General features: G+C 63.3%; 19 protein-coding genes and 1 tRNA gene. 9 read left to right on the top strand and 11 right to left on the bottom strand.

The features are described 5' to 3' along the window. The first annotated feature begins 148 nt into the window (after positions 1-148). From ptsN to SE92_RS23950, 4 genes are all read left to right on the top strand, one after another. A complete protein-coding gene (gene ptsN / locus SE92_RS23935; protein ID WP_008141251.1) occupies positions 149-610 on the top strand; it encodes a PTS IIA-like nitrogen regulatory protein PtsN in 462 nt (153 codons plus the stop codon). A 189-nt stretch (positions 611-799) separates the two neighbouring features. Beyond that, positions 800-2,182, top strand: a complete 1,383-nt coding sequence (locus SE92_RS23940) for an O-antigen ligase family protein (RefSeq protein ID WP_502686779.1) — start codon at positions 800-802, stop codon at positions 2,180-2,182. A 13-nt stretch (positions 2,183-2,195) separates the two neighbouring features. Continuing rightward, complete coding sequence (locus SE92_RS23945) at positions 2,196-3,218, top strand: glycoside hydrolase family 5 protein (protein WP_063198866.1); 1,023 nt, start codon at positions 2,196-2,198, stop codon at positions 3,216-3,218. A 120-nt stretch (positions 3,219-3,338) separates the two neighbouring features. Beyond that, on the top strand, positions 3,339-4,445 hold the full coding sequence (locus tag SE92_RS23950) for a tetratricopeptide repeat protein (protein WP_063198867.1): 1,107 nt from the start codon (positions 3,339-3,341) through the stop codon (positions 4,443-4,445). Positions 4,446-4,819: 374 nt separating this feature from the next. Here the strand turns inward: SE92_RS23950 and SE92_RS23955 are convergent, their stop codons facing one another. The 8 genes from SE92_RS23955 to SE92_RS23990 form a co-directional block, all read right to left on the bottom strand. After that, a complete protein-coding gene (locus tag SE92_RS23955) occupies positions 4,820-5,092 on the bottom strand; it encodes a BQ00720 family protein (RefSeq protein WP_011083553.1) in 273 nt (90 codons plus the stop codon). Positions 5,093-5,142: 50 nt separating this feature from the next. After that, a complete protein-coding gene (locus SE92_RS23960; RefSeq protein ID WP_028139463.1) occupies positions 5,143-5,568 on the bottom strand; it encodes an Hsp20 family protein in 426 nt (141 codons plus the stop codon). Between the two features lie 327 nt (positions 5,569-5,895). Next, positions 5,896-6,984: a sn-glycerol-3-phosphate import ATP-binding protein UgpC gene (locus SE92_RS23965; protein ID WP_063198869.1), complete on the bottom strand. Its 1,089-nt coding sequence runs from the start codon at positions 6,982-6,984 to the stop codon at positions 5,896-5,898. 6 nt (positions 6,985-6,990) lie between these two features. Beyond that, complete coding sequence (gene ugpE, locus SE92_RS23970; RefSeq protein WP_063198871.1) at positions 6,991-7,839, bottom strand: sn-glycerol-3-phosphate ABC transporter permease UgpE; 849 nt, start codon at positions 7,837-7,839, stop codon at positions 6,991-6,993. Then, on the bottom strand, positions 7,839-8,720 hold the full coding sequence (gene ugpA / locus SE92_RS23975; RefSeq protein ID WP_063198873.1) for a sn-glycerol-3-phosphate ABC transporter permease UgpA: 882 nt from the start codon (positions 8,718-8,720) through the stop codon (positions 7,839-7,841). Before ugpA ends, ugpE begins: the two co-directional genes overlap by 1 nt. Positions 8,721-8,768: 48 nt before the next feature. Beyond that, entirely contained in the window at positions 8,769-10,085 is a 1,317-nt protein-coding gene (gene ugpB / locus SE92_RS23980) for a sn-glycerol-3-phosphate ABC transporter substrate-binding protein UgpB (protein ID WP_063198875.1), read from the bottom strand. Positions 10,086-10,452: 367 nt separating this feature from the next. After that, positions 10,453-11,658, bottom strand: a complete 1,206-nt coding sequence (locus tag SE92_RS23985; RefSeq protein ID WP_063198877.1) for a CaiB/BaiF CoA transferase family protein — start codon at positions 11,656-11,658, stop codon at positions 10,453-10,455. Between the two features lie 177 nt (positions 11,659-11,835). Next, complete coding sequence (locus SE92_RS23990) at positions 11,836-12,261, bottom strand: organic hydroperoxide resistance protein (protein ID WP_063198878.1); 426 nt, start codon at positions 12,259-12,261, stop codon at positions 11,836-11,838. Between the two features lie 152 nt (positions 12,262-12,413). On the opposite strand from SE92_RS23990, the gene SE92_RS23995 reads away from it, so the two are divergent. After that, the gene (locus tag SE92_RS23995) at positions 12,414-12,875 is read left to right on the top strand and encodes a MarR family winged helix-turn-helix transcriptional regulator (protein ID WP_063198880.1); all 462 of its coding nucleotides are present in this window, start codon (positions 12,414-12,416) and stop codon (positions 12,873-12,875) included. 4 nt (positions 12,876-12,879) lie between these two features. Here SE92_RS23995 and SE92_RS36795 read toward each other — a convergent pair whose 3' ends face one another. The 3 genes from SE92_RS36795 to SE92_RS24010 form a co-directional block, all read right to left on the bottom strand. Continuing rightward, entirely contained in the window at positions 12,880-13,122 is a 243-nt protein-coding gene (locus tag SE92_RS36795) for a GIY-YIG nuclease family protein (protein WP_063198882.1), read from the bottom strand. 137 nt (positions 13,123-13,259) lie between these two features. Beyond that, positions 13,260-13,335 (bottom strand) — tRNA-Ala (locus tag SE92_RS24005). Between the two features lie 95 nt (positions 13,336-13,430). Beyond that, positions 13,431-13,838 (bottom strand): TIGR02300 family protein, encoded by a 408-nt coding sequence (locus tag SE92_RS24010; protein ID WP_008141220.1) that lies wholly within the window; start codon positions 13,836-13,838, stop codon positions 13,431-13,433. Positions 13,839-13,998: 160 nt separating this feature from the next. On the opposite strand from SE92_RS24010, the gene aroA reads away from it, so the two are divergent. Genes aroA through cmk form a run of 4 tightly spaced genes read left to right on the top strand, consistent with a single transcriptional unit; the run spans position 13,999 to position 16,981 of the window. Continuing rightward, positions 13,999-15,336: a 3-phosphoshikimate 1-carboxyvinyltransferase gene (gene aroA, locus SE92_RS24015; RefSeq protein WP_063198884.1), complete on the top strand. Its 1,338-nt coding sequence runs from the start codon at positions 13,999-14,001 to the stop codon at positions 15,334-15,336. Positions 15,337-15,346: 10 nt separating this feature from the next. After that, on the top strand, positions 15,347-15,952 hold the full coding sequence (locus SE92_RS24020) for a hypothetical protein (RefSeq protein WP_063198885.1): 606 nt from the start codon (positions 15,347-15,349) through the stop codon (positions 15,950-15,952). Further along, positions 15,930-16,337 (top strand): hypothetical protein, encoded by a 408-nt coding sequence (locus tag SE92_RS24025; RefSeq protein ID WP_063198887.1) that lies wholly within the window; start codon positions 15,930-15,932, stop codon positions 16,335-16,337. The genes SE92_RS24020 and SE92_RS24025 overlap by 23 nt, the downstream gene beginning before the upstream one ends. Positions 16,338-16,342: 5 nt before the next feature. Further along, positions 16,343-16,981: a (d)CMP kinase gene (cmk, locus tag SE92_RS24030; RefSeq protein WP_063198889.1), complete on the top strand. Its 639-nt coding sequence runs from the start codon at positions 16,343-16,345 to the stop codon at positions 16,979-16,981. Positions 16,982-17,221 lie beyond the last annotated feature (240 nt).

The raw sequence follows: 17,221 nt of genomic DNA on the forward strand, positions 1-17,221 counted from the left end.
CGTTGGAGTAGAAGCCCCCCACATCTGGACTTGGCAGGACCTTGGGCTAAGTCCCCCTCCTGCTTCATGTTATTGACGCCGGCTCAGCTTGGTCTATCAAGCGGGCCAAATCGGAACCTGACGGTTTAATTCACCTCGGAAAGCCTCCATGCCGATTACCGATCTGGTCGCACCCGAGGCGATTCTCCCGGCATTGAAGGTCAACAGCAAGAAGCAGGCCTTGCAGGAGCTCGCGGCCAAGGCCGCCGAGCTGACCGGGCAGAACGAGCGCTCGGTGTTCGAGGTGCTGCTGCAGCGTGAGAAGCTCGGCACCACCGCGGTCGGCTATGGCGTCGCCATTCCGCACGGCAAGCTGCCCAAGCTCGAAAAGATCTTCGGCCTGTTCGCGCGGCTCGACCGCCCGATCGATTTCGAGGCGATGGACGGCCAGCCGGTCGACCTCGTCTTCCTGCTGCTCGCCCCCGAAGGCGCCGGCGCCGATCACCTCAAGGCGCTCGCCCGCATCGCCCGCCTGCTGCGCGACCAGGACATCGCCAAGAAGCTCCGCGCCTCGCGCGATGCGCAGGCGATCTATTCGGTGCTGGCCCTGCCGCCGGCGACCGCGGCGTAAGCCTCTCCTTCTTTCCTGCCGAATAGGGCCGATCCACTTTTGCACCTGGATTGCGTTGCGTTCGCAGCCGTCCCGTCATACACATCTTGGTCTCAAAGGTAGAAGGTACGACAATCTTCCCGTTTGAGACGTACGGCACATTGGGCGGCCCTCTAAATCCGCTAAGGGCCGTTCGAAGCTATGGACTGAGTGGACGTGACTGGGAATGGAAGGTCGCCGTTGCACCTTGGTGCTGCGGCGGGAGAACGGCCCGAGGCCGTGCTTCAGGGCGGTCAGCCCGGCACCGACGTGCACACGGCAGCGCATCCCGAGGCATACGAAAGCGCGTTCTGGAAACCGCCAAGTGCCGGCGTGGAGCGGCTTGCCAGAAACGCGATGCGCAGCTCGATCATTGTCAATGTGATCGCGTCAATGGGTGTCCTGCATCCGGCATTGCTGCCTTCTGAATGGAGCTACGTGCAGCAGGCGGTCGCGCTTTCGATGTGGATCGTCTCGATCTATGCCAGTGCCTTCGTGCGGCCGTGTATTCGAATCCAGCCCAATCCAGATCTCATCGCGTTGGTCGCGTTTTATGCCCTCGCGGCCGTTTCCGTGCTCTGGACCACGCTTTCCATCGCAGCGGTCATGAAGAGCGCGGCACTTGTCGTGACGACGTTCGGTGCGTACTGCCTCGTCACGCGCATCGACATCGACGAGATCGTCGGATCGACGGCGCTCGGGCTGTTCGTTCTGGTTGCCGCCTCGGCGTTGTGCGCGCTCTTCGCGCCCGAGATCGGCGTCGACCAGAGCTGGATGCACAATGGCCAGTGGCAAGGAATCTACGAATCGAAACAGACGCTCGGCTTCATCAGCGCGTATCTGATGTTCTTTGCCTGTTATCAGAAGATCACGGGACAGGGATGGATCGCCTTCCTCGCGACGTTCATTCTGGCATCGACATGTGTCATCGCCTCGGAATCCCGTGGTGCCGGCGCTGTCGCATTCGCCGCGGGTGGGCTGCTCGTGACTTCGATGTGGTCGGTCCGGTGCATGAAAATCTATGCAGTGTTGCCATTCGTCATGTGCATCCTGGCGGCTCTGCTGATGCTGTATTTCTATGTGACGGGGTATGATTCCATCCATCTCGGCGAATCGACTGTCGATTTCACCGAGCGGACCTTCATCTGGCAGTACGCCATCGGCCATTTCAACGATGCGCCGCTGCTGGGTTTCGGCATCAACGGATTCTGGACGCGCCCCGCGATCTACGACTATTTCAATCAGAATCACGGCTGGGTGCTCGACAATTACCATAGCGGCTACATCGCGGTGGCCATTGAAACGGGATTTCTGGGATATGTGCTGTTCGCCACCAGCGTCTATTTGTTCTCGGAAAAGGTCCTCTATTTGATCGCCACCCGGTCGATCGATCGTTATCACTGCGCGCTGATCATCGGCTTCGTCGTCCTGAGCTTTCAATCGAATTTCACGGAGACGATGTTCCTTCGCTCGACGATGTTCACGTCGGTGCTGCTCGTGGCCTTTTTCTTTGCAGTGTGCAGGCCGGTGCCGCAACAGGGCCCGCAACCATGATGAGGCAAGCAGGATGAGTGCTATCCGTGTTCGGTGGTCGGCAGCTTTCTGCCTCGCCCTGGCATTGACCGTGCTTGCGATTTGCTTCCCGGCTGAGGCGGCCGGGCGGCCCGACGCGCTCGCTCCTCCAAAATTGGGACGCGGCATCAACGTCCTCGGCTATGACGGCATCTGGGAGGGAGGCCGAAACGCGCCATTCCGCCTGGACAACCTCACTGCGATCCGACGCGCCGGGTTCTCGCACGTTCGGATCAATTTCTTCGGCTTCAAGTTCATGAACGCGGAGAATGTGCTGGACGACGTCGTCTTGAGTCGGCTCGATGCCGTCATCGAGGAAGTGCTCGCCCGAAATCTCATCCCTGTCCTGGACGAGCACGACACCCATGTCTGTCAGCGCGACATCTCAGAGTGCACCGACAAGCTGAAATCGTTCTGGACCCAAATCGCCGCGCGCTATGCCGGAAAATATCCGGCTCTCGTTTTCGAGGTGCTCAACGAGCCGGGCGGGCAGATGACGTCCGCCGCCTGGAACACTCTGCTGAACGAATGTCTCGGCATCATCCGCGCCACCAATCCAAGGCGGACGGTCATCGCGTCGGTCCTCAACGTCGACGAGATGCCGGTCGACGATCTGGTCCTGCCGTCGGATGACCGGAATCTGATCGTCACGTTTCACTATTACGCACCGATCCGCTTCACCCATCAGGGAGCTCCATGGTCTCCGACATTCTCGCGCATCGGCCCGCTTGATTGGGGCACCCAGGAGGACGAGCAAAAGGCCCGGGCCGATTTCGAGAAAATTCGGGCCTGGTCCGAAAGGGAAAAGCGCCCGATCTACCTCGGCGAGTTCGGCGTGTACGAGGCCGCTCCAGCCCAGGCGCGCGCGCGGTATCTATCGTTCGTGGCGCGGAGCGCGGAACGGCTGGGCTGGGCGTGGGCCTATTGGCAGTTCGACCACGATTTCGCGGCCTTCGACAGTGCGCGTCAAGCGTGGAAGCCGGACATCCTGCGGGCGCTGATTCCGACGGGGCGCTGAAGCGGGAAGCTTTCGCAAGGTGAACCTGCGCCGCGCCGTTTGCGACCTAGCTGCAGCAGGACGCTTTTGCCGGGATTCCGCGGGCCTCCGGTGGGGACTCGGCGTAGGGATTCCCAGGACATGAATTGTGGTTCGATTGGCCGGATTTTCGGTTTGCTCTGCTCGATCGCCATTGCCGCCGCGGCCCATGCCGACGAGGCATCGAACGAGCGCGTCATCGCGGAGAAGTCCGAGATCATCGCGGCGGACCCGACCAATGCGACAGCCTACGAGCTGCGCGGTGAAGCCTACTACATCAAGCACGATTGGACTCGTGCCTTCGAGGATTGCAGCGCCGCGATCCGGATCGATCCGAATTTCGGCCGGGCCTATCATTGCCGCGGCCGCGCTTATTCCGCCAAAGGCGATCGCGATCACGCCTTGGCCGATTACAACGAGGCCATTCGTCTCGATCCTGGCTATGGGCCATCCTACACCTCGCGTGCCCAGGAATATTTCAACAAGCACGACTTCGAGGGCGCGATCGTCGGCTTCACCGAGGCGATCGAACGCAATCCCAAGCAGGCCTATTTTGCCACCGTCATGAGAGGTGAAGCCTACGCCGCGAAGGGCGACACCGACCACGCCGTCGCCGATTACAACGAGGCGATGCGGCGTAATCCCGCCGCTGCGTGGCCCTACGAGCTGCGCAGCACGATCCATGTCGGGAAGGGCGAAATCGACGCGGCGCTCGACGATTGCAACAGCGCCGTTCGCCTCGAGCCGGGCAAGGCCGGCGGCCATTATTGCCGGGCGGTCATCCTCCTGAAAAAGGACGATGCCGACGGGGCCATCCGGGAGTTTGACGAGGTCACGCGGATGACCCCGGCTTTCGCGAGAGCTTATCTCGCTCGTGCCCTCGCCTGGCACAGGAAGGGTGACGACAAACGTGCCCTCGCCGATTGCGACGAAGCGGTTCGATTGGAGCCGGCAAATTCGACGGCCTACAACAACCGTGCCGCCTTGTTTCGCGACATGGGAGAGCACGCGCGTGCACTCGCCGACTACAACGACACAGTCCGGCTCGATCCGAAGAACCAGGCCGCCCTGGCCAATCGCGGCCTCCTCTACATGATGATGTCGGATCCAAAACACGCGCGCGCCGATTTCAACAACGTGCTCGCGCTGCCGCCGGACGATAGATGGGCGGTAGACACCGCGCGCGAAGGGCTTGGTTTCTTGAAATGAATGAGAGTGGCGCGTGTATTTCCGCTCTCGTGTCCCGGACAAGCCGCAACGCGGAAGCGTTGCTGCGCAGAGCCGGGACCCAGTGCCTCACGGATTGCCGTCAACCGAATGGGCCCCGGCTCTGCAGCGCACCGCTGAAGGGACGCTGCGCTGCGTCCGGGGCACGAGAGCTGAGCGTGCGATAGCCTTATACGCAGTCATTGGGGGCGCAGCGAAGCAATCCAGAGTCTTTCCGCGGAAGGATTCTGGATTGCTTCGTCGCAAGTGTTCTTCGCAATGACGAGCGGAAAACTTCATGGCTCAAAATGAAAACGGGCACGCCTTCGCAAAAAGGCATGCCCGCTCAAAACTCTCCTCGTGCGACGTTCGCGCGGTCAGTGCACGCTCACCGCTTGCAGCTCGTTGCTCCAGGCATTCGCGACCGCGGCTTCGCGGCTGTCGGTCAGCATGATCGGCGTGCCGTCGGCGGCGTGGAGCGCGAAGAGCTTGAGGCCCGGCGCGATTTTCGGCGCTTCGGGAAACAGGCCCGGCACATCTTCCGAGCGGATCTGCTTCACATAGGCGATATGGCCTTCGCCGAGGGTTGCCAGCGTCTCGGGCGAGACGTTCTTGGCTTCGTATTCGAACGCAACGTGACCTTCACTCATGGTCTCGACTCCTCTGGAACACTAAGCGGTCGAGTCCGCTACTCGTTCCATTATTCGTGCTCATTGATAGCGATTGTCTTAACGATCCTCTCCGGTTCAGGCCGGGCCAGATCGATCGACAACAGCCCGTTCTTCAGATCCGCACCCAGCACCAGCATCCCCTCCGCCAGCACGAAGGTGCGCTGGAAGTGGCGCGCGGCGATGCCGCGATGGATGTATTGCCGGGTCTTGTCGTCCTGCTGGCGCCCGCGGATCACGAGCTGGTTTTCCTCAATGGTTACATCGAGTTGGTCGCGGGTGAATCCGGCGACCGCCAGCGTGATGCGTAACCGCTCGGGCTGACCGTCCGCGCCGCCGCACCTCTCGATATTGTAGGGAGGGTAGCCGTCGGCGCCTTTGACGACGCGATCGAGCACGCGCTCAATCTCGTCGAAGCCCAGAAGGAACGGACTGGATAACGTGGGAACACGAGACATAGTTTACAAAGTCCTCGCAGAAGCGACTTTGGTGTGTCGGGGCCCGTAGTGGCACCCCTTGAGAAGCAATATGGGCACGTTCCCGTGTTGGTTCAAGCAGGTAGCCGGGGTGCTGTGGATGGGCTCATGCCGGCCGCCCCGTCAACTCTGCCGTCGCTCATGTGTCAACCATGTCTCCGAACGCCTGTCAGCGATGTCGCAGGGACTGAGCCGACAAGCGCGGCCGGGACGGTTTTTCGTCGCGGATTTTTCTCAACGAAAACAAGGCCCCTTCTACTGTGCATGGGGTTGTTTTCGCACTTTTGAGTTGGGAGGCTTCGGAACCCGCTAGGCTTCGAGCCGCGTCCGCCCGTCCGCGCTGAACAAATGCAGCTTGCTGCGCACCGCCGCGACCCGGATCTTCGCGCCGATGGCAGGCGCCTCGGTTCCGGGGATGCGGACGATGATCTCGCCGGGCGGCAGCTCACCGGGCGTGGCGGCGACGCGCTGTTGTTCCTGGTCGCGCGAGCCGTAGACGAAGGTCTCGGCGCCGACGCGCTCGATCGCCTCCACGGTCAGCGGCAAGGCGACGCCGCCGTCCGGGGTCTGGTCGGTGATGACGAAATCTTCCGGGCGGATGCCGAGGATGCCGGCATCGGCGGCGCTGCTGCCGGCGAGCTGCGACCTGATCTCCTCGGGCCGCGTCGCCATCAAGTTCATCGGCGGCGCGCCGATGAAGGAGGCGACGAAGGTGGTCGCCGGCTTCTCGTAGATCGCGAGGGGATTGCCGACCTGCTCGACCTGGCCGCCGTTCATCACGACGAGGATGTCGGCGAGCGTCATCGCCTCGAGCTGGTCGTGGGTGACGTAGATCGACGTGGTGTTGAGCCGGCGCTGCAATTTGCGGATCTCGACCCGCATCGCGATGCGTAGCTTGGCGTCGAGGTTCGAGAGCGGCTCGTCGAACAGGAACACTTTCGGCTGGCGCACGATGGCGCGGCCCATGGCGACGCGCTGGCGCTGGCCGCCGGAGAGCTGGCGCGGCTTGCGCTCCAGCATCGGCGTAAGCTCGAGCACGCGCGCGGCTTCGTCAACGCGCGACTTGATCTCGGCCTCCTTCATGCCGCGGTTGCGCAGGCCGTAGGCCATGTTGTTGAAGACGCTCATATGCGGATAGAGCGCGTAGTTCTGGAACACCATCGCGATATCGCGGTCGGCGGGCTCGACCTGGTTGACGACCTTGCCGCCGATGTCGATCTCGCCGCCGGTGACGGTTTCGAGGCCGGCAACCATCCGCAGCAGCGTGGACTTGCCGCAGCCGGAGGGGCCGACCAGCACGCAGAACTGTCCGTCGCCGACATCGACGTTGACGCCCTTGATGGCCTCGAAGCCGCCGGGATAGGTCTTGCGGACGTTGCGCAGGGTGACGTTGGCCATAACTCTTTACTTCTCCGTCTCGACCAGTCCGCGCACGAACAATTTCTGCATCACGACGACGACGAAGACCGGCGGCAGCATCGCCAGCACGGCGGTCGCCATCACGATCGGCCACTCGGTCAGCGCGTCGGTGGTGGTAATCATCTTGCGGATGCCGATCTGGATGGTCTGCATGTCGTCGCGCGTGGTGATCAGCAGCGGCCAGAGATATTGATTCCAGCCGAGGATGAACAGGATCACGAACAGCGCCGCCATGTTGGTGCGCGACAGTGGCAGCAGCGTATCCCAGAAGAACCGCAAGGGACCGGCACCGTCGATGCGGGAGGCTTCGAGCAATTCGTCCGGCACCGTCATGAAGAACTGGCGGAACAGCAGCGTCGCCGTGGCCGACGCGATCAGCGGCAGCGCCAGGCCCGCATAGCTGTCGAGCATGTGCAGATCGGCGACGATCTTGTAGGTCGGATAGATGCGGACCTCGACCGGCAGCATCAGGGTGATGAAGATGATCCAGAAGATCGGCATCCGGAACGGAAAGCGGAAATACACGATCGCATAGGCCGAGATGATCGAGATCGCGATCTTGCCGACCGCGATCAGCAGCGCCATCACCAGCGAGTTCAGCATCATGTTGCCGACCGGCTCGCGGGTCGAGCCGCTCGTGCCGACGAAGATGGTCTGGTAGTAGGTCTCGAAGAAATGGCCGCCGGGCAGCAGCGACATCTGCCCGTTCGCGATCAGCGCGTTGTCCTGGGTCGAGGCAACGAACGCGATGTAGACCGGGAATGCGACGACCGCGATCCCGATCCAGAGGATGATGTGGGCGACGTAGCGCCGGAAGCCTTCTTCCTCGACCATCAGTAGGTCACCTTGCGTTCGACGAAGCGGAACTGGATTCCCGTCAGCACGATCACCATGATCATCAGGATCACCGATTGCGCCGCCGAGCTGCCGAGATTGCCGCCGAGCAGGCCGTCGGAATAGACCTTGTAGACCAGCGTGACCGTCGACGTGCCGGGCCCGCCGCGGGTCATGGTGTCGATGATGCCGAAGGTGTCGAAGAAGGCGTAGACGATGTTGACGACCAGCAGGAAGAAGATGGTCGGCGACAGCAGCGGGAAGGTCACGGTCCAGAACCGGCGCATCGGGCGCGCGCCGTCGATCGCGGCGGCTTCGAGCACGCTTTTCGGGATCGCCTGCAGGCCGGCGAGGAAGAACAGGAAATTGTAGGAGATCTGCTTCCAGGCCGCGGCGAGAATGATCAACGTTGCCGCCTGGTCGCCGTCGAGCAGCGGATTCCAGTCGATGCCGAGCGCGCGCAGATAACGCGCGAGCACGCCGAGCGAGGGATGCAGCATGAAGATCCAGAGCACGCCGACCACGGGCGGAGCGACGGCATAGGGCCAGATCAGCAGCGTGCGGTAGAGCATCGAGCCGCGCAGGGGCTTGTCCGCCATCACGGCGAGCAGCAGCGCAAAGGACAACGACAAGACCGCGATCGCGAACGAGAAGAAGAAGGTCCGGACGACCGACTCGAAATAAGCCGGGTCTTTGAACAGCTCGATGTAATTATCGAACCAGACGAAGGTGGTCGAGAGACCGAAGGCGTCCTGCAGCAGGAAAGACTGGATCACGGCCTGCAGGGCCGGCCAGTAAAAGAAAATCAGCACGATTGCGAGCTGCGGCGCAACCAGCACGTAAGGCAACAGCTTCGATTGGAAAATGGCTTGCTTTTGCATGATGCCCCGAAGCGTCAGGCCGGGTTCACCGGCCTGACGCTGATCGCCTTACTTGATGGCGGTCTTTTCGAACTGCCGCAGCATCGTGTTGCCACGCTCCACGGCCGCATCCAGCGCCTGCTTGGCGGTCTTCTTGCCGGCGAGCGCCTGCTCGATCTCTTCCGACCAGACGTCACGGAGCTGAACCATGTTGCCGAGGCGCAGGCCGCGGGAGTTCTCGGTCGGCTCCTTGTTGGTCAGCTCGAGCAGCGGGGTCTCGAGATAGGGCTGGTCCTTGTAGAAACCTTCCGCCTTGGCCTTCTCATAGGCAGCCTTGGTGATCGGCAGATAGCCCGAGGCCTTGTGGATGTAGACCTGGCGATCGGTGTCGGAGAGGAAGGTCAGGAATTTCGCGACGCCCTTGTATTCCTCGGCCGGCTTGCCGCCCATGACCCAGAGCGAAGCGCCGCCGATGATCGAGTTCTGCGGCGCGCCCTTGACGTCCGGATAGTACGGCATCGGCACGGCGTTGAAGGCGAACTTGGCCTGCGCCTTGACGTTGCCGAAGAACGCCGACGAGGTCAGGTAGATCGCGCACTCGCCCGAGGTGAAGCGGCCTTCGCCCGTGTTGGTGCGGCCGGCGTAGTCGTAGATCTTGTCCTTCTGCAGCTCGACCAGCTTCTCGAGATGCTTGACCTGGAGCGGCCCGTTGAACTCGAGCTTGGTGTCGAAGCCGTCGAGGCCGTTGGCCTTGCTGGCGAGCGGCACGTTGTGCCAGGCGGAGAGCTGCTCGAGATTGACCCAGGTGACCCAGGAGCCGGAGAAGCCGCAGGTCGGGTGGCCGTTGTCATGAAGCTTCTTGGCGGCCTCGAACGTCTCGGGCCAGGTCTTCGGGATCTCGATATTGTTCTTCTTCAATTCGTCGAGGTTGACCCACATGACCGTGGACGACGAGTTGAAGGGGAAGGACAGCATCTCGCCCTTCGAGGTCGAGTAGTAGCCGGTGATGGCGGGCAGGTAGATCTTGGGATCGAACTTTTCGCCCGCGTCGGCCATCAGCTTGTAAACGGGCTTCACGGCGCCGGTCGCGGCCATCATGGTGGCGGTGCCGACCTCGAACACCTGCATGATGTGCGGCGCGTTGCCGGCGCGGAAGGCCGCGATGCCCGCATTCATCGTGTCGGCGTAGTTGCCCTTGTAGGTGGGGATGACCTTGTAGTCGCTCTGCGCCGCGTTGAAGTCGTTGGCAAGCTTGACGATGACGTCGTTGTTCGCGCCGGTCATCGCGTGCCACCACTGGATCTCAGTCACGGCCAAAGCCGGCGAAGCGCCGAGACCAACCGCGAGTGCAACAGCAGCAGCCGTGCCAAATTGTCGAAGAGCCATCAAGAAAACCTCCCTTGCCCGTCACTAATGAAGCGCTTGCGCTAGCAGTGCCATATGACGTTCACATGACTGTGTAAGCGGCCGAAACGAAAGCGGCAAGCGCTGGAAAAGGGAAGCCGGAAAATAGGCGAAGGCGATGCGAACAGCCTCCTCCGTTCGCGGTGCACCCGCGTGGATCGCGCCGCAGTGCGGCATTGGTGATGTGAGCCGATGACTGGGCCGCAGGCTCGAAAACCTCTCCCGCCTGCGGGAGAGGTCGCGCGCAGCGCGGGTGAGGGTTCTCTCCTCTTGGGGAATCCCACCGTAGAGAAACCCTCTCCCCAACCCTCTCCCGCAGGCGGGAGAGGGAGTGCACCGTCGCAAGCCCCTAGCGCTTGCGCTCCGGCCCGCAGACCGTGCCCTGCTCGACCATCGCGTCGATCTCGGCCTTGGAATATCCGAACTCGCCCAGCACTTCAGCCGAGTGCTGGCTGAATTTCGGCGGTAGCCGGCGCAGGCTCGGCTTGCTGCGGTCGAGCCGGATCGGCGACGCCACGCCCTTGTACCAGTCCTTCTCGATAATATCCCCGCGCGCGATCGTGTGCGGGTTCGTCAACGCCTGGTCGATCTTCTGCACGGGCCCTGCGGGCAGGCCCGCGGCCAGCAGGCGATTGCACAGCGGCTCGGCCTCGTGCTGGCTGAACACCGCGGCGAGCTCGGCGCGCAGCGCCTCGCGATTGGCGATGCGGTCCTTGTTGCGGGCAAAGCGTGGATCGGTGCCGAGCTCGGGCTTGCCGATCTCCTTGGCGAGCTTGCGGAAGGTGCCGTCATTGCCGACCCCGATGAAGATGTTGTCGGTCTTGGTCGGGAAGATCGCGTAGGGCACGAGGTTCGGGTGCTCGTTGCCGGTCAGCGACGGCGGCTTGCCATGCATGAAGTAATTCGCGGTGTGCGGATGCATGATGGCAAGGCCGGTCTCGTACAGCGTGGTCTCGAGGAACTGGCCCTTGCCCGAGCGCTGCCGCTCCGACAGCGCCATCAGGATGCCGATCGCCGCATAAAGCCCGGTGCCGATGTCGACCAGGGGCACGCCGATCCGCATCGGCCCGCTCTCGGGCGAGCCGGTCGCGGCGATCATGCCGGTCATGGCCTGGATGATGGCGTCGTAGCCGGGATTGCCGCCGCGCGGGCCGTCGGCGCCGAAGCCGCAGATCCGGCAATGCACGAGGCGCGGGAATTTCTTGCTGAGCACGTCATTGCCGATGCCCCATTTCTCCAGCGTGCCCGGCTTGAAATTCTCGATCAGGACGTCGGCGCTCTCCAGCATCTTGAGCAGCACGGCGCGGCCGCCCTCGGAGGCGAGGTCGAGGCCGATCGAGCGCTTGTTGCGGTTGATGCCGATGAAATAGGCCGCATCCTCCTCGTGGAAGGGAGGGCCCCAGTCGCGCACCTCGTCGCCGGCGGGCGGCTCGACCTTGATCACGTCGGCGCCATGGTCGGCGAGGATCTGGGTGCAGTAGGGACCGCCGAGCACGCGCGTGAGATCGATGACGCGCAGTCCGCTCATGGCACCTGTGGCGGCTTCAGAACTCATTGCCTTCGCTTCCCCTGTGTCGACGTTTGGTCACAGGCCTAGCGAGGTTTGTTTGCGCCAGCAATGGGCCCTCGCGTAGGGCCGTATGCGCCGCCGCGTGTCAGTCCCGCGACGTGGCAAATCAACGCAAGTGGCCGGCCCGAGGGGGATCTCGGGCCGGCCAATCCGCCGTTCCGATCAGACGACCGTCAGGCGAACGTCGACATTGCCGCGCGTGGCGTTGGAATAGGGGCACACCTGGTGCGCCTTCTCGACCAGCGCTTCGGCTTCCGAGCGGGCGAGGCCCGGCAGCGAGACCGCGAGGTCGATATCGAGGCCGAAGCCGCCCTCGGAGCGCGGGCCGATGCCGACGGTCGAGGTGACGGAGGCGTCGGCGGGAACCTTCGGGCCGCCCTGCGAGGCCACGAACTTCATCGCGCCGATGAAGCAGGCGGCATAGCCGGCCGCGAACAGCTGCTCGGGATTGTTGCCGGCGCCGCCTCCGCCGCCGAGCTCCTTCGGCGTGGTCAGCTTGACGTCGAGCGCGCCGTCGAGGGTTGCAGCATGGCCGTCGCGGCCGCCGGTGGCTTTGGCGCTGGTCTTGTAGAGCACGTTCACGGACATTGTCGTCTCCCTGGGGTTTCGATGGGGTGCGATCTATATCGCCGGCAATTAGATTGTGCGCAATCGAAATTGCGACGTCTCACATTTAATTGTTCGCAATTGAATGTCGCGGCCCGCGGCGCCACAATGAGACAGATTCCGAGAGATTCTCCATGCCCCGAAAACCCTCGGCAGTGGACGCGCCGCTGCGGCTCGACAACCAGATCTGCTTTGCGGTCTATTCGGCCGCGCATGCCTTCAACCGCGTCTACAAGCCGCTGCTGGACCGGCTCGGCCTGACCTACCCGCAATATCTTGTCATGCTGGTGCTGTGGGAGCGCGACGACGTGCCGGTCAAGGACATTGGTGAACGGCTGTTCCTGGATTCGGGCACGCTGACGCCGCTGCTCAAGCGGCTGGAGGCGGCGCATCTCGTCAGACGCACCCGCTCCAGCGAGGACGAGCGCCAGGTGCTGATCGCGCTGACGGCGCAGGGCCATGCGCTGAAGGAGAAAGCGCGCGCCGTGCCGCAGTCGATCCTGGCGGCGTCGGATTGCTCGGTGTCGGAGCTGGTGGCGATGAAGGACGAGATCGTCGCGCTCAGGGATCGGCTGAATGCGGTGATCGGGGAGTAGGGGTTCAGCAGAGCCGCTTTTTCGAGAAGGCTCGGCCCGAGTGTGACTTGAGATATTTCTCGAATGCCAAGGCCTTCAGCTTGTCGGGGAAAGCGCAGTACCAGACCAGCTTCCAGGGCTTGAACTTGGCAATGTGAGCGGATTTACCCGCATTGTGCTCTGGAATGCGCCGCTTCAAATCCTCGGTCGCGCCAATGTATTCTTGGTCGGGGAATTCGATGCTGCGGATGATGTAGACGTACCACATCGTTGGCTCGCACGGCGGAAGCTCAAGGATAGGAACCGTCGACCAGTCCGTCTTCGCCCTTCGGGCTACGCCGGACACCACGCTTCGCCCTTCGAGCTCCGCGCGGCTGCGCCACGCGTAGCCCGAAGGGCGAAGCGTGGTGGAGCCAGGCGGGATCGAACCGCCGACCTCTTGCATGCCATGCAAGCGCTCTCCCAGCTGAGCTATGGCCCCTTAGTCCTTAACGGGGTGAAATCTGGTGGATCACCCCAACCGGCGAGTCCTGGCGACTCGCGCGGTGCACCCTTTTTCACAGATCAGGAATGATCTCAAGTCTCTTCATCACCTCCGACATCACCAATGATGTCGGTTACGTCCTCATCGCCTTCTTCTTCGTCGGCAATGAAGGTCGAATCATCGTCATCGTCGTCATCGAGGGTCTCGTCGACCTCGATATCGTCCTCCGATTCGGGCACCACGGCCTTGACCTTGCCGGTGTTCTCCTCGGCATCGGCCTCCTCCAGCGAGACCTCCTCGACCTCCGCCGGCTCCGGCGTGGTGTCGGCGGCTGCTGCGTGGCGAGCTTCGGCGCCGCGAGGCACGCGCGCGGGCGCCACCGGGGCGATCGGCACGACTTCGCCGGTATAGGGCGAGATCACCGGATTCTTGTTGAGGTCATAGAACTTCTTGCCCGTGGTCGGGCAAATACGTTTAGTTCCGAGTTCGGACTTGGCCACGGCAGGAATCCTGGGAATGTCTTGAAAAGCGGTGTTTCACTTGGCTAGTTGGCGGCCCGCTGTCAATAGCGCATTACGGGAGAACGACATGCCCGTGACGGGGCGCGGACCATGTGGTACCTGCGCCGCAGTCCCTCAGGGCTCATCCAAGGACACAATCTTGACTCATTCCGACCCACCGAGGCCGCTTCAGTCTCGCGCCAGCGGGCCCCTGACCGGGAAAGTACGGGTGCCCGGGGACAAGTCGATCTCCCACCGGGCCCTCATTCTGGGGGCGCTCGCGGTCGGCGAGACCAGGATTTCGGGCCTGCTCGAGGGCGAGGACGTCCTCAACACCGCCAAATCCATGCAGGCGCTGGGCGCCGAGGTCGAACGCACCGGTGATTTCGCCTGGAAGGTGAATGGGGTCGGCGTCGCCGGCTTTGCCTCGCCCAAGGCGCCTCTGGATTTCGGCAACTCCGGCACCGGCTGCCGGCTGGTGATGGGCGCCGTCGCGGGCTGCCCGATCTCGGCGGTGTTCGACGGCGACGCCTCGCTGCGTAGCCGGCCGATGCGCCGGATCCTCGATCCCCTGGAAAAGATGGGCGCGAAGGTCGTTTCCGGTGGGGAGGGCGGCCGGCTGCCGCTGACCCTGCAGGGCGCGCGCGATCCACTTCCGATCACCTACACGACCCCGGTCGCCTCGGCCCAGATCAAATCCGCGGTGCTGCTGGCGGGCCTCGCTGCACCCGGCACCACGACCGTGATCGAGACCGAGGCCAGCCGCGACCACACCGAGCTGATGCTCAAGCATTTTGGCGCCGACATCACCTCGGCGCAGGAAGGCCAGCACGGCCGCCGCATCACGCTCAAGGGCCAGCCCGAGCTGCATGGCGCCACCGTCGTGGTGCCCGCCGATCCGTCCTCGGCGGCCTTCCCGGTCGTCGCAGCGCTGATCGTCGAGGGCTCGGATGTCGTCTTGTCCGATGTCATGACCAACCCGCTGCGCACCGGCCTTTTCACGACGCTGCGCGAAATGGGCGCCTCGATCGAGGAAAGAGAGGTCCGACGTGACGCCGGCGAGCCGATGGCGCAATTGCGCGTGCGCGCCTCGAAACTGCGCGGGGTCGAGGTGCCGCCCGAACGCGCGCCATCGATGATCGACGAATATCTGGTGCTGGCCGTGGCGGCGTCCTTCGCCGAAGGCACGACGATCATGCGCGGCCTCCAGGAGCTGCGCGTCAAGGAATCCGACCGGCTGGAGGCCACCGCCGCCATGCTGCGCGTCAACGGCGTAACGGCCACCATTTCCGGCGACGATCTCATCGTCGAGGGGCGCGGCCACGTTCCCGGCGGCGGCACCGTCGCCACCCACATGGACCATCGCATCGCGATGTCGGCGCTGGTGATGGGCTGCGCCTCCGATCAGCCCGTGACCGTCGACGACACAGCCTTCATCGCCACGAGTTTCCCGGACTTCATTCCGATGATGCGTTCCTTAGGGGCCGAGTTTTCATGAGGCCGCGGCCATGAGCGCAGCCTTCGACCGCGACGCCTTGCTGGATGCTTTCGATTCGATAGGCCGGGCTGCGGCCCAAGCCGGAACCAAGCTCCAGATCGCGGTCTATGGCGGCTCCGCTCTCATGCTCGCCAGCAATTTCCGCTTGGCGACGGAGGACGTCGACGTCTCGAAGCTCGAGCATCCGCTGCCGGGCTGGCTGCAGGAGACGGTCGCTGACATTGCCACAAGGAATGGATGGGGTGCCGATTGGTTCAACGATCATGTCGTATTTCATCTCAGTCCACTCGCTGACCGCGCCGCCGATCATCTCGAATTCGGTACTTTCCCGCGCGACGGCACGCCGCCAGGGCTTGAGGTTTCGGTGCCCTCTGCCGAATATCTTCTGGCGTTGAAATTGAAGGCGTTCCGCATCACGGATCCTGTTCGCGGGGACACGGAGCGGCTGGACATCTTGAATTTGATGAAAGTGGTTGGAATCTCGACCGTCGAAGAAGCCATCGCGCTGCTTGGTCGATATTTTCCAGTAAGCGCGGCATCCTCCGAGAAGCAGCGCTTCTTGCTGAAGAACATGGACCAGGGGGGAGGAGCGGATGCGCCCAAATACCCTCGCTGAAGCCGTCGAGCGTATCCATGCCGGCGCGCCGCAAGATACGACGTTGGCCGAATTCGTGGACACGTTCGATCTGGCCGGGTCGAGCGAGGCTCAATACGAGACGATCAAGGACGAGCCGATGCTGACGCAGGACGACCGGCTTGACGCCCTGGTCGGTGCGATCGCCGAATATCTGGCCAAGCAACGTCGTCTCGGCCGGGTGCCGGCCTGGGTCTGCGATCCCGCGCGGCGGCTCGCCGAGCCCTGGTTCACGACATCGTCGCCGTCCGACGCGATGCGCGAATATCTCACTTTTGCGAGTCCCGCGGAGTTCGCGTCTCGCAATATTTTTACCGAAGAGCGGCCATTGCGACGTGCGCGCGGGCCGCTGACAGCCAAGGTTTGAGTGATATGATCATCGCCATCGACGGGCCCGCGGCCTCGGGCAAGGGGACGCTCGGCAAGCGTCTCGCGCACCATTACGGCTATCGTCATCTCGATACCGGCGTGATCTATCGCGCGGTGGCCTATGCCCTGATGCAATCAGGTCATGATCTCCGCGATGAGGCGGCCGCGGTGCAGGCCGCGCTGGAGCTCGACCCCGAAAAGTTCGGCAACCCGGCCCTCAAGACCCAGTTGGCCGGCGAGGGCGCCTCCATCGTCTCGGCGATCCCGCGCGTCCGCGAGGTCCTGCTCAATTTCCAGCGCCAATTCGCCGCCGATCCGCCCGGCGCCGTGCTTGATGGCCGGGACATTGGAACCGTGATCTGCCCCGATGCCGACGTGAAGATCTTCGTGGTCGCCGACCCCAGGGTCCGCGCCCGTCGCCGGACCATGGAGGCCCGGGCGAGGGGCGAGGAGGCGGACGAGGCGGCCGTGCTCGCCGATATCATCCAGCGCGACGAACGCGACAAGAACCGGCCGATTGCGCCTTTAAAGCCGGCCCCGGATGCTTACTTGCTAGATAACTCCCAACTGGATATAGAAGGCGGCGTCCGGGCCGCCATCGACATTATCGAGGCTGTCCGAGCGGGCCGGTCGCGGGGTTAAGCCGCCGCCGTCATTGGAGGAAGTGCCCGCTCCCGCTCGTTGAGGTCGATACGTCAGGTCCTTCGTTTCGGGACCGGTGCGATCCAGGATCCGGACGAAAGATTTCCACGTATCGAACGCGCGGGCCCCAGCCGGCCCGCTTGCGCCGTTCCGGTGCCAGCCGGAGCGGCGAGCGGTCGCTCGAAGGTTTTGCGGACCTTCCGACACTGCGTGTGCGATGCGCCCATGAACCCAACGGCC

This window comes from Bradyrhizobium sp. AT1, from assembly GCF_001590795.1.
Classification (GTDB): Bacteria; Pseudomonadota; Alphaproteobacteria; order Rhizobiales; family Xanthobacteraceae; genus Bradyrhizobium.

Coding starts and splice junctions, on each gene's coding strand:
- SE92_RS23995 (WP_063198880.1), top strand. CDS start 12,414: ATGCCCCGAAAACCCTCGGCAGTGGACGCGCCGCTGCGGCTCGACAAC.
- ptsN (WP_008141251.1), top strand. CDS start 149: ATGCCGATTACCGATCTGGTCGCACCCGAGGCGATTCTCCCGGCATTG.
- ugpB (WP_063198875.1), bottom strand. CDS start 10,085: ATGGCTCTTCGACAATTTGGCACGGCTGCTGCTGTTGCACTCGCGGTT.
- SE92_RS23960 (WP_028139463.1), bottom strand. CDS start 5,568: ATGTCTCGTGTTCCCACGTTATCCAGTCCGTTCCTTCTGGGCTTCGAC.
- SE92_RS23945 (WP_063198866.1), top strand. CDS start 2,196: ATGAGTGCTATCCGTGTTCGGTGGTCGGCAGCTTTCTGCCTCGCCCTG.
- SE92_RS23965 (WP_063198869.1), bottom strand. CDS start 6,984: ATGGCCAACGTCACCCTGCGCAACGTCCGCAAGACCTATCCCGGCGGC.
- SE92_RS24020 (WP_063198885.1), top strand. CDS start 15,347: ATGAGCGCAGCCTTCGACCGCGACGCCTTGCTGGATGCTTTCGATTCG.
- SE92_RS23985 (WP_063198877.1), bottom strand. CDS start 11,658: ATGAGTTCTGAAGCCGCCACAGGTGCCATGAGCGGACTGCGCGTCATC.
- SE92_RS24025 (WP_063198887.1), top strand. CDS start 15,930: ATGCGCCCAAATACCCTCGCTGAAGCCGTCGAGCGTATCCATGCCGGC.
- SE92_RS23990 (WP_063198878.1), bottom strand. CDS start 12,261: ATGTCCGTGAACGTGCTCTACAAGACCAGCGCCAAAGCCACCGGCGGC.
- cmk (WP_063198889.1), top strand. CDS start 16,343: ATGATCATCGCCATCGACGGGCCCGCGGCCTCGGGCAAGGGGACGCTC.
- ugpE (WP_063198871.1), bottom strand. CDS start 7,839: ATGGTCGAGGAAGAAGGCTTCCGGCGCTACGTCGCCCACATCATCCTC.
- ugpA (WP_063198873.1), bottom strand. CDS start 8,720: ATGCAAAAGCAAGCCATTTTCCAATCGAAGCTGTTGCCTTACGTGCTG.
- SE92_RS23955 (WP_011083553.1), bottom strand. CDS start 5,092: ATGAGTGAAGGTCACGTTGCGTTCGAATACGAAGCCAAGAACGTCTCG.
- SE92_RS23950 (WP_063198867.1), top strand. CDS start 3,339: ATGAATTGTGGTTCGATTGGCCGGATTTTCGGTTTGCTCTGCTCGATC.
- SE92_RS36795 (WP_063198882.1), bottom strand. CDS start 13,122: ATGTGGTACGTCTACATCATCCGCAGCATCGAATTCCCCGACCAAGAA.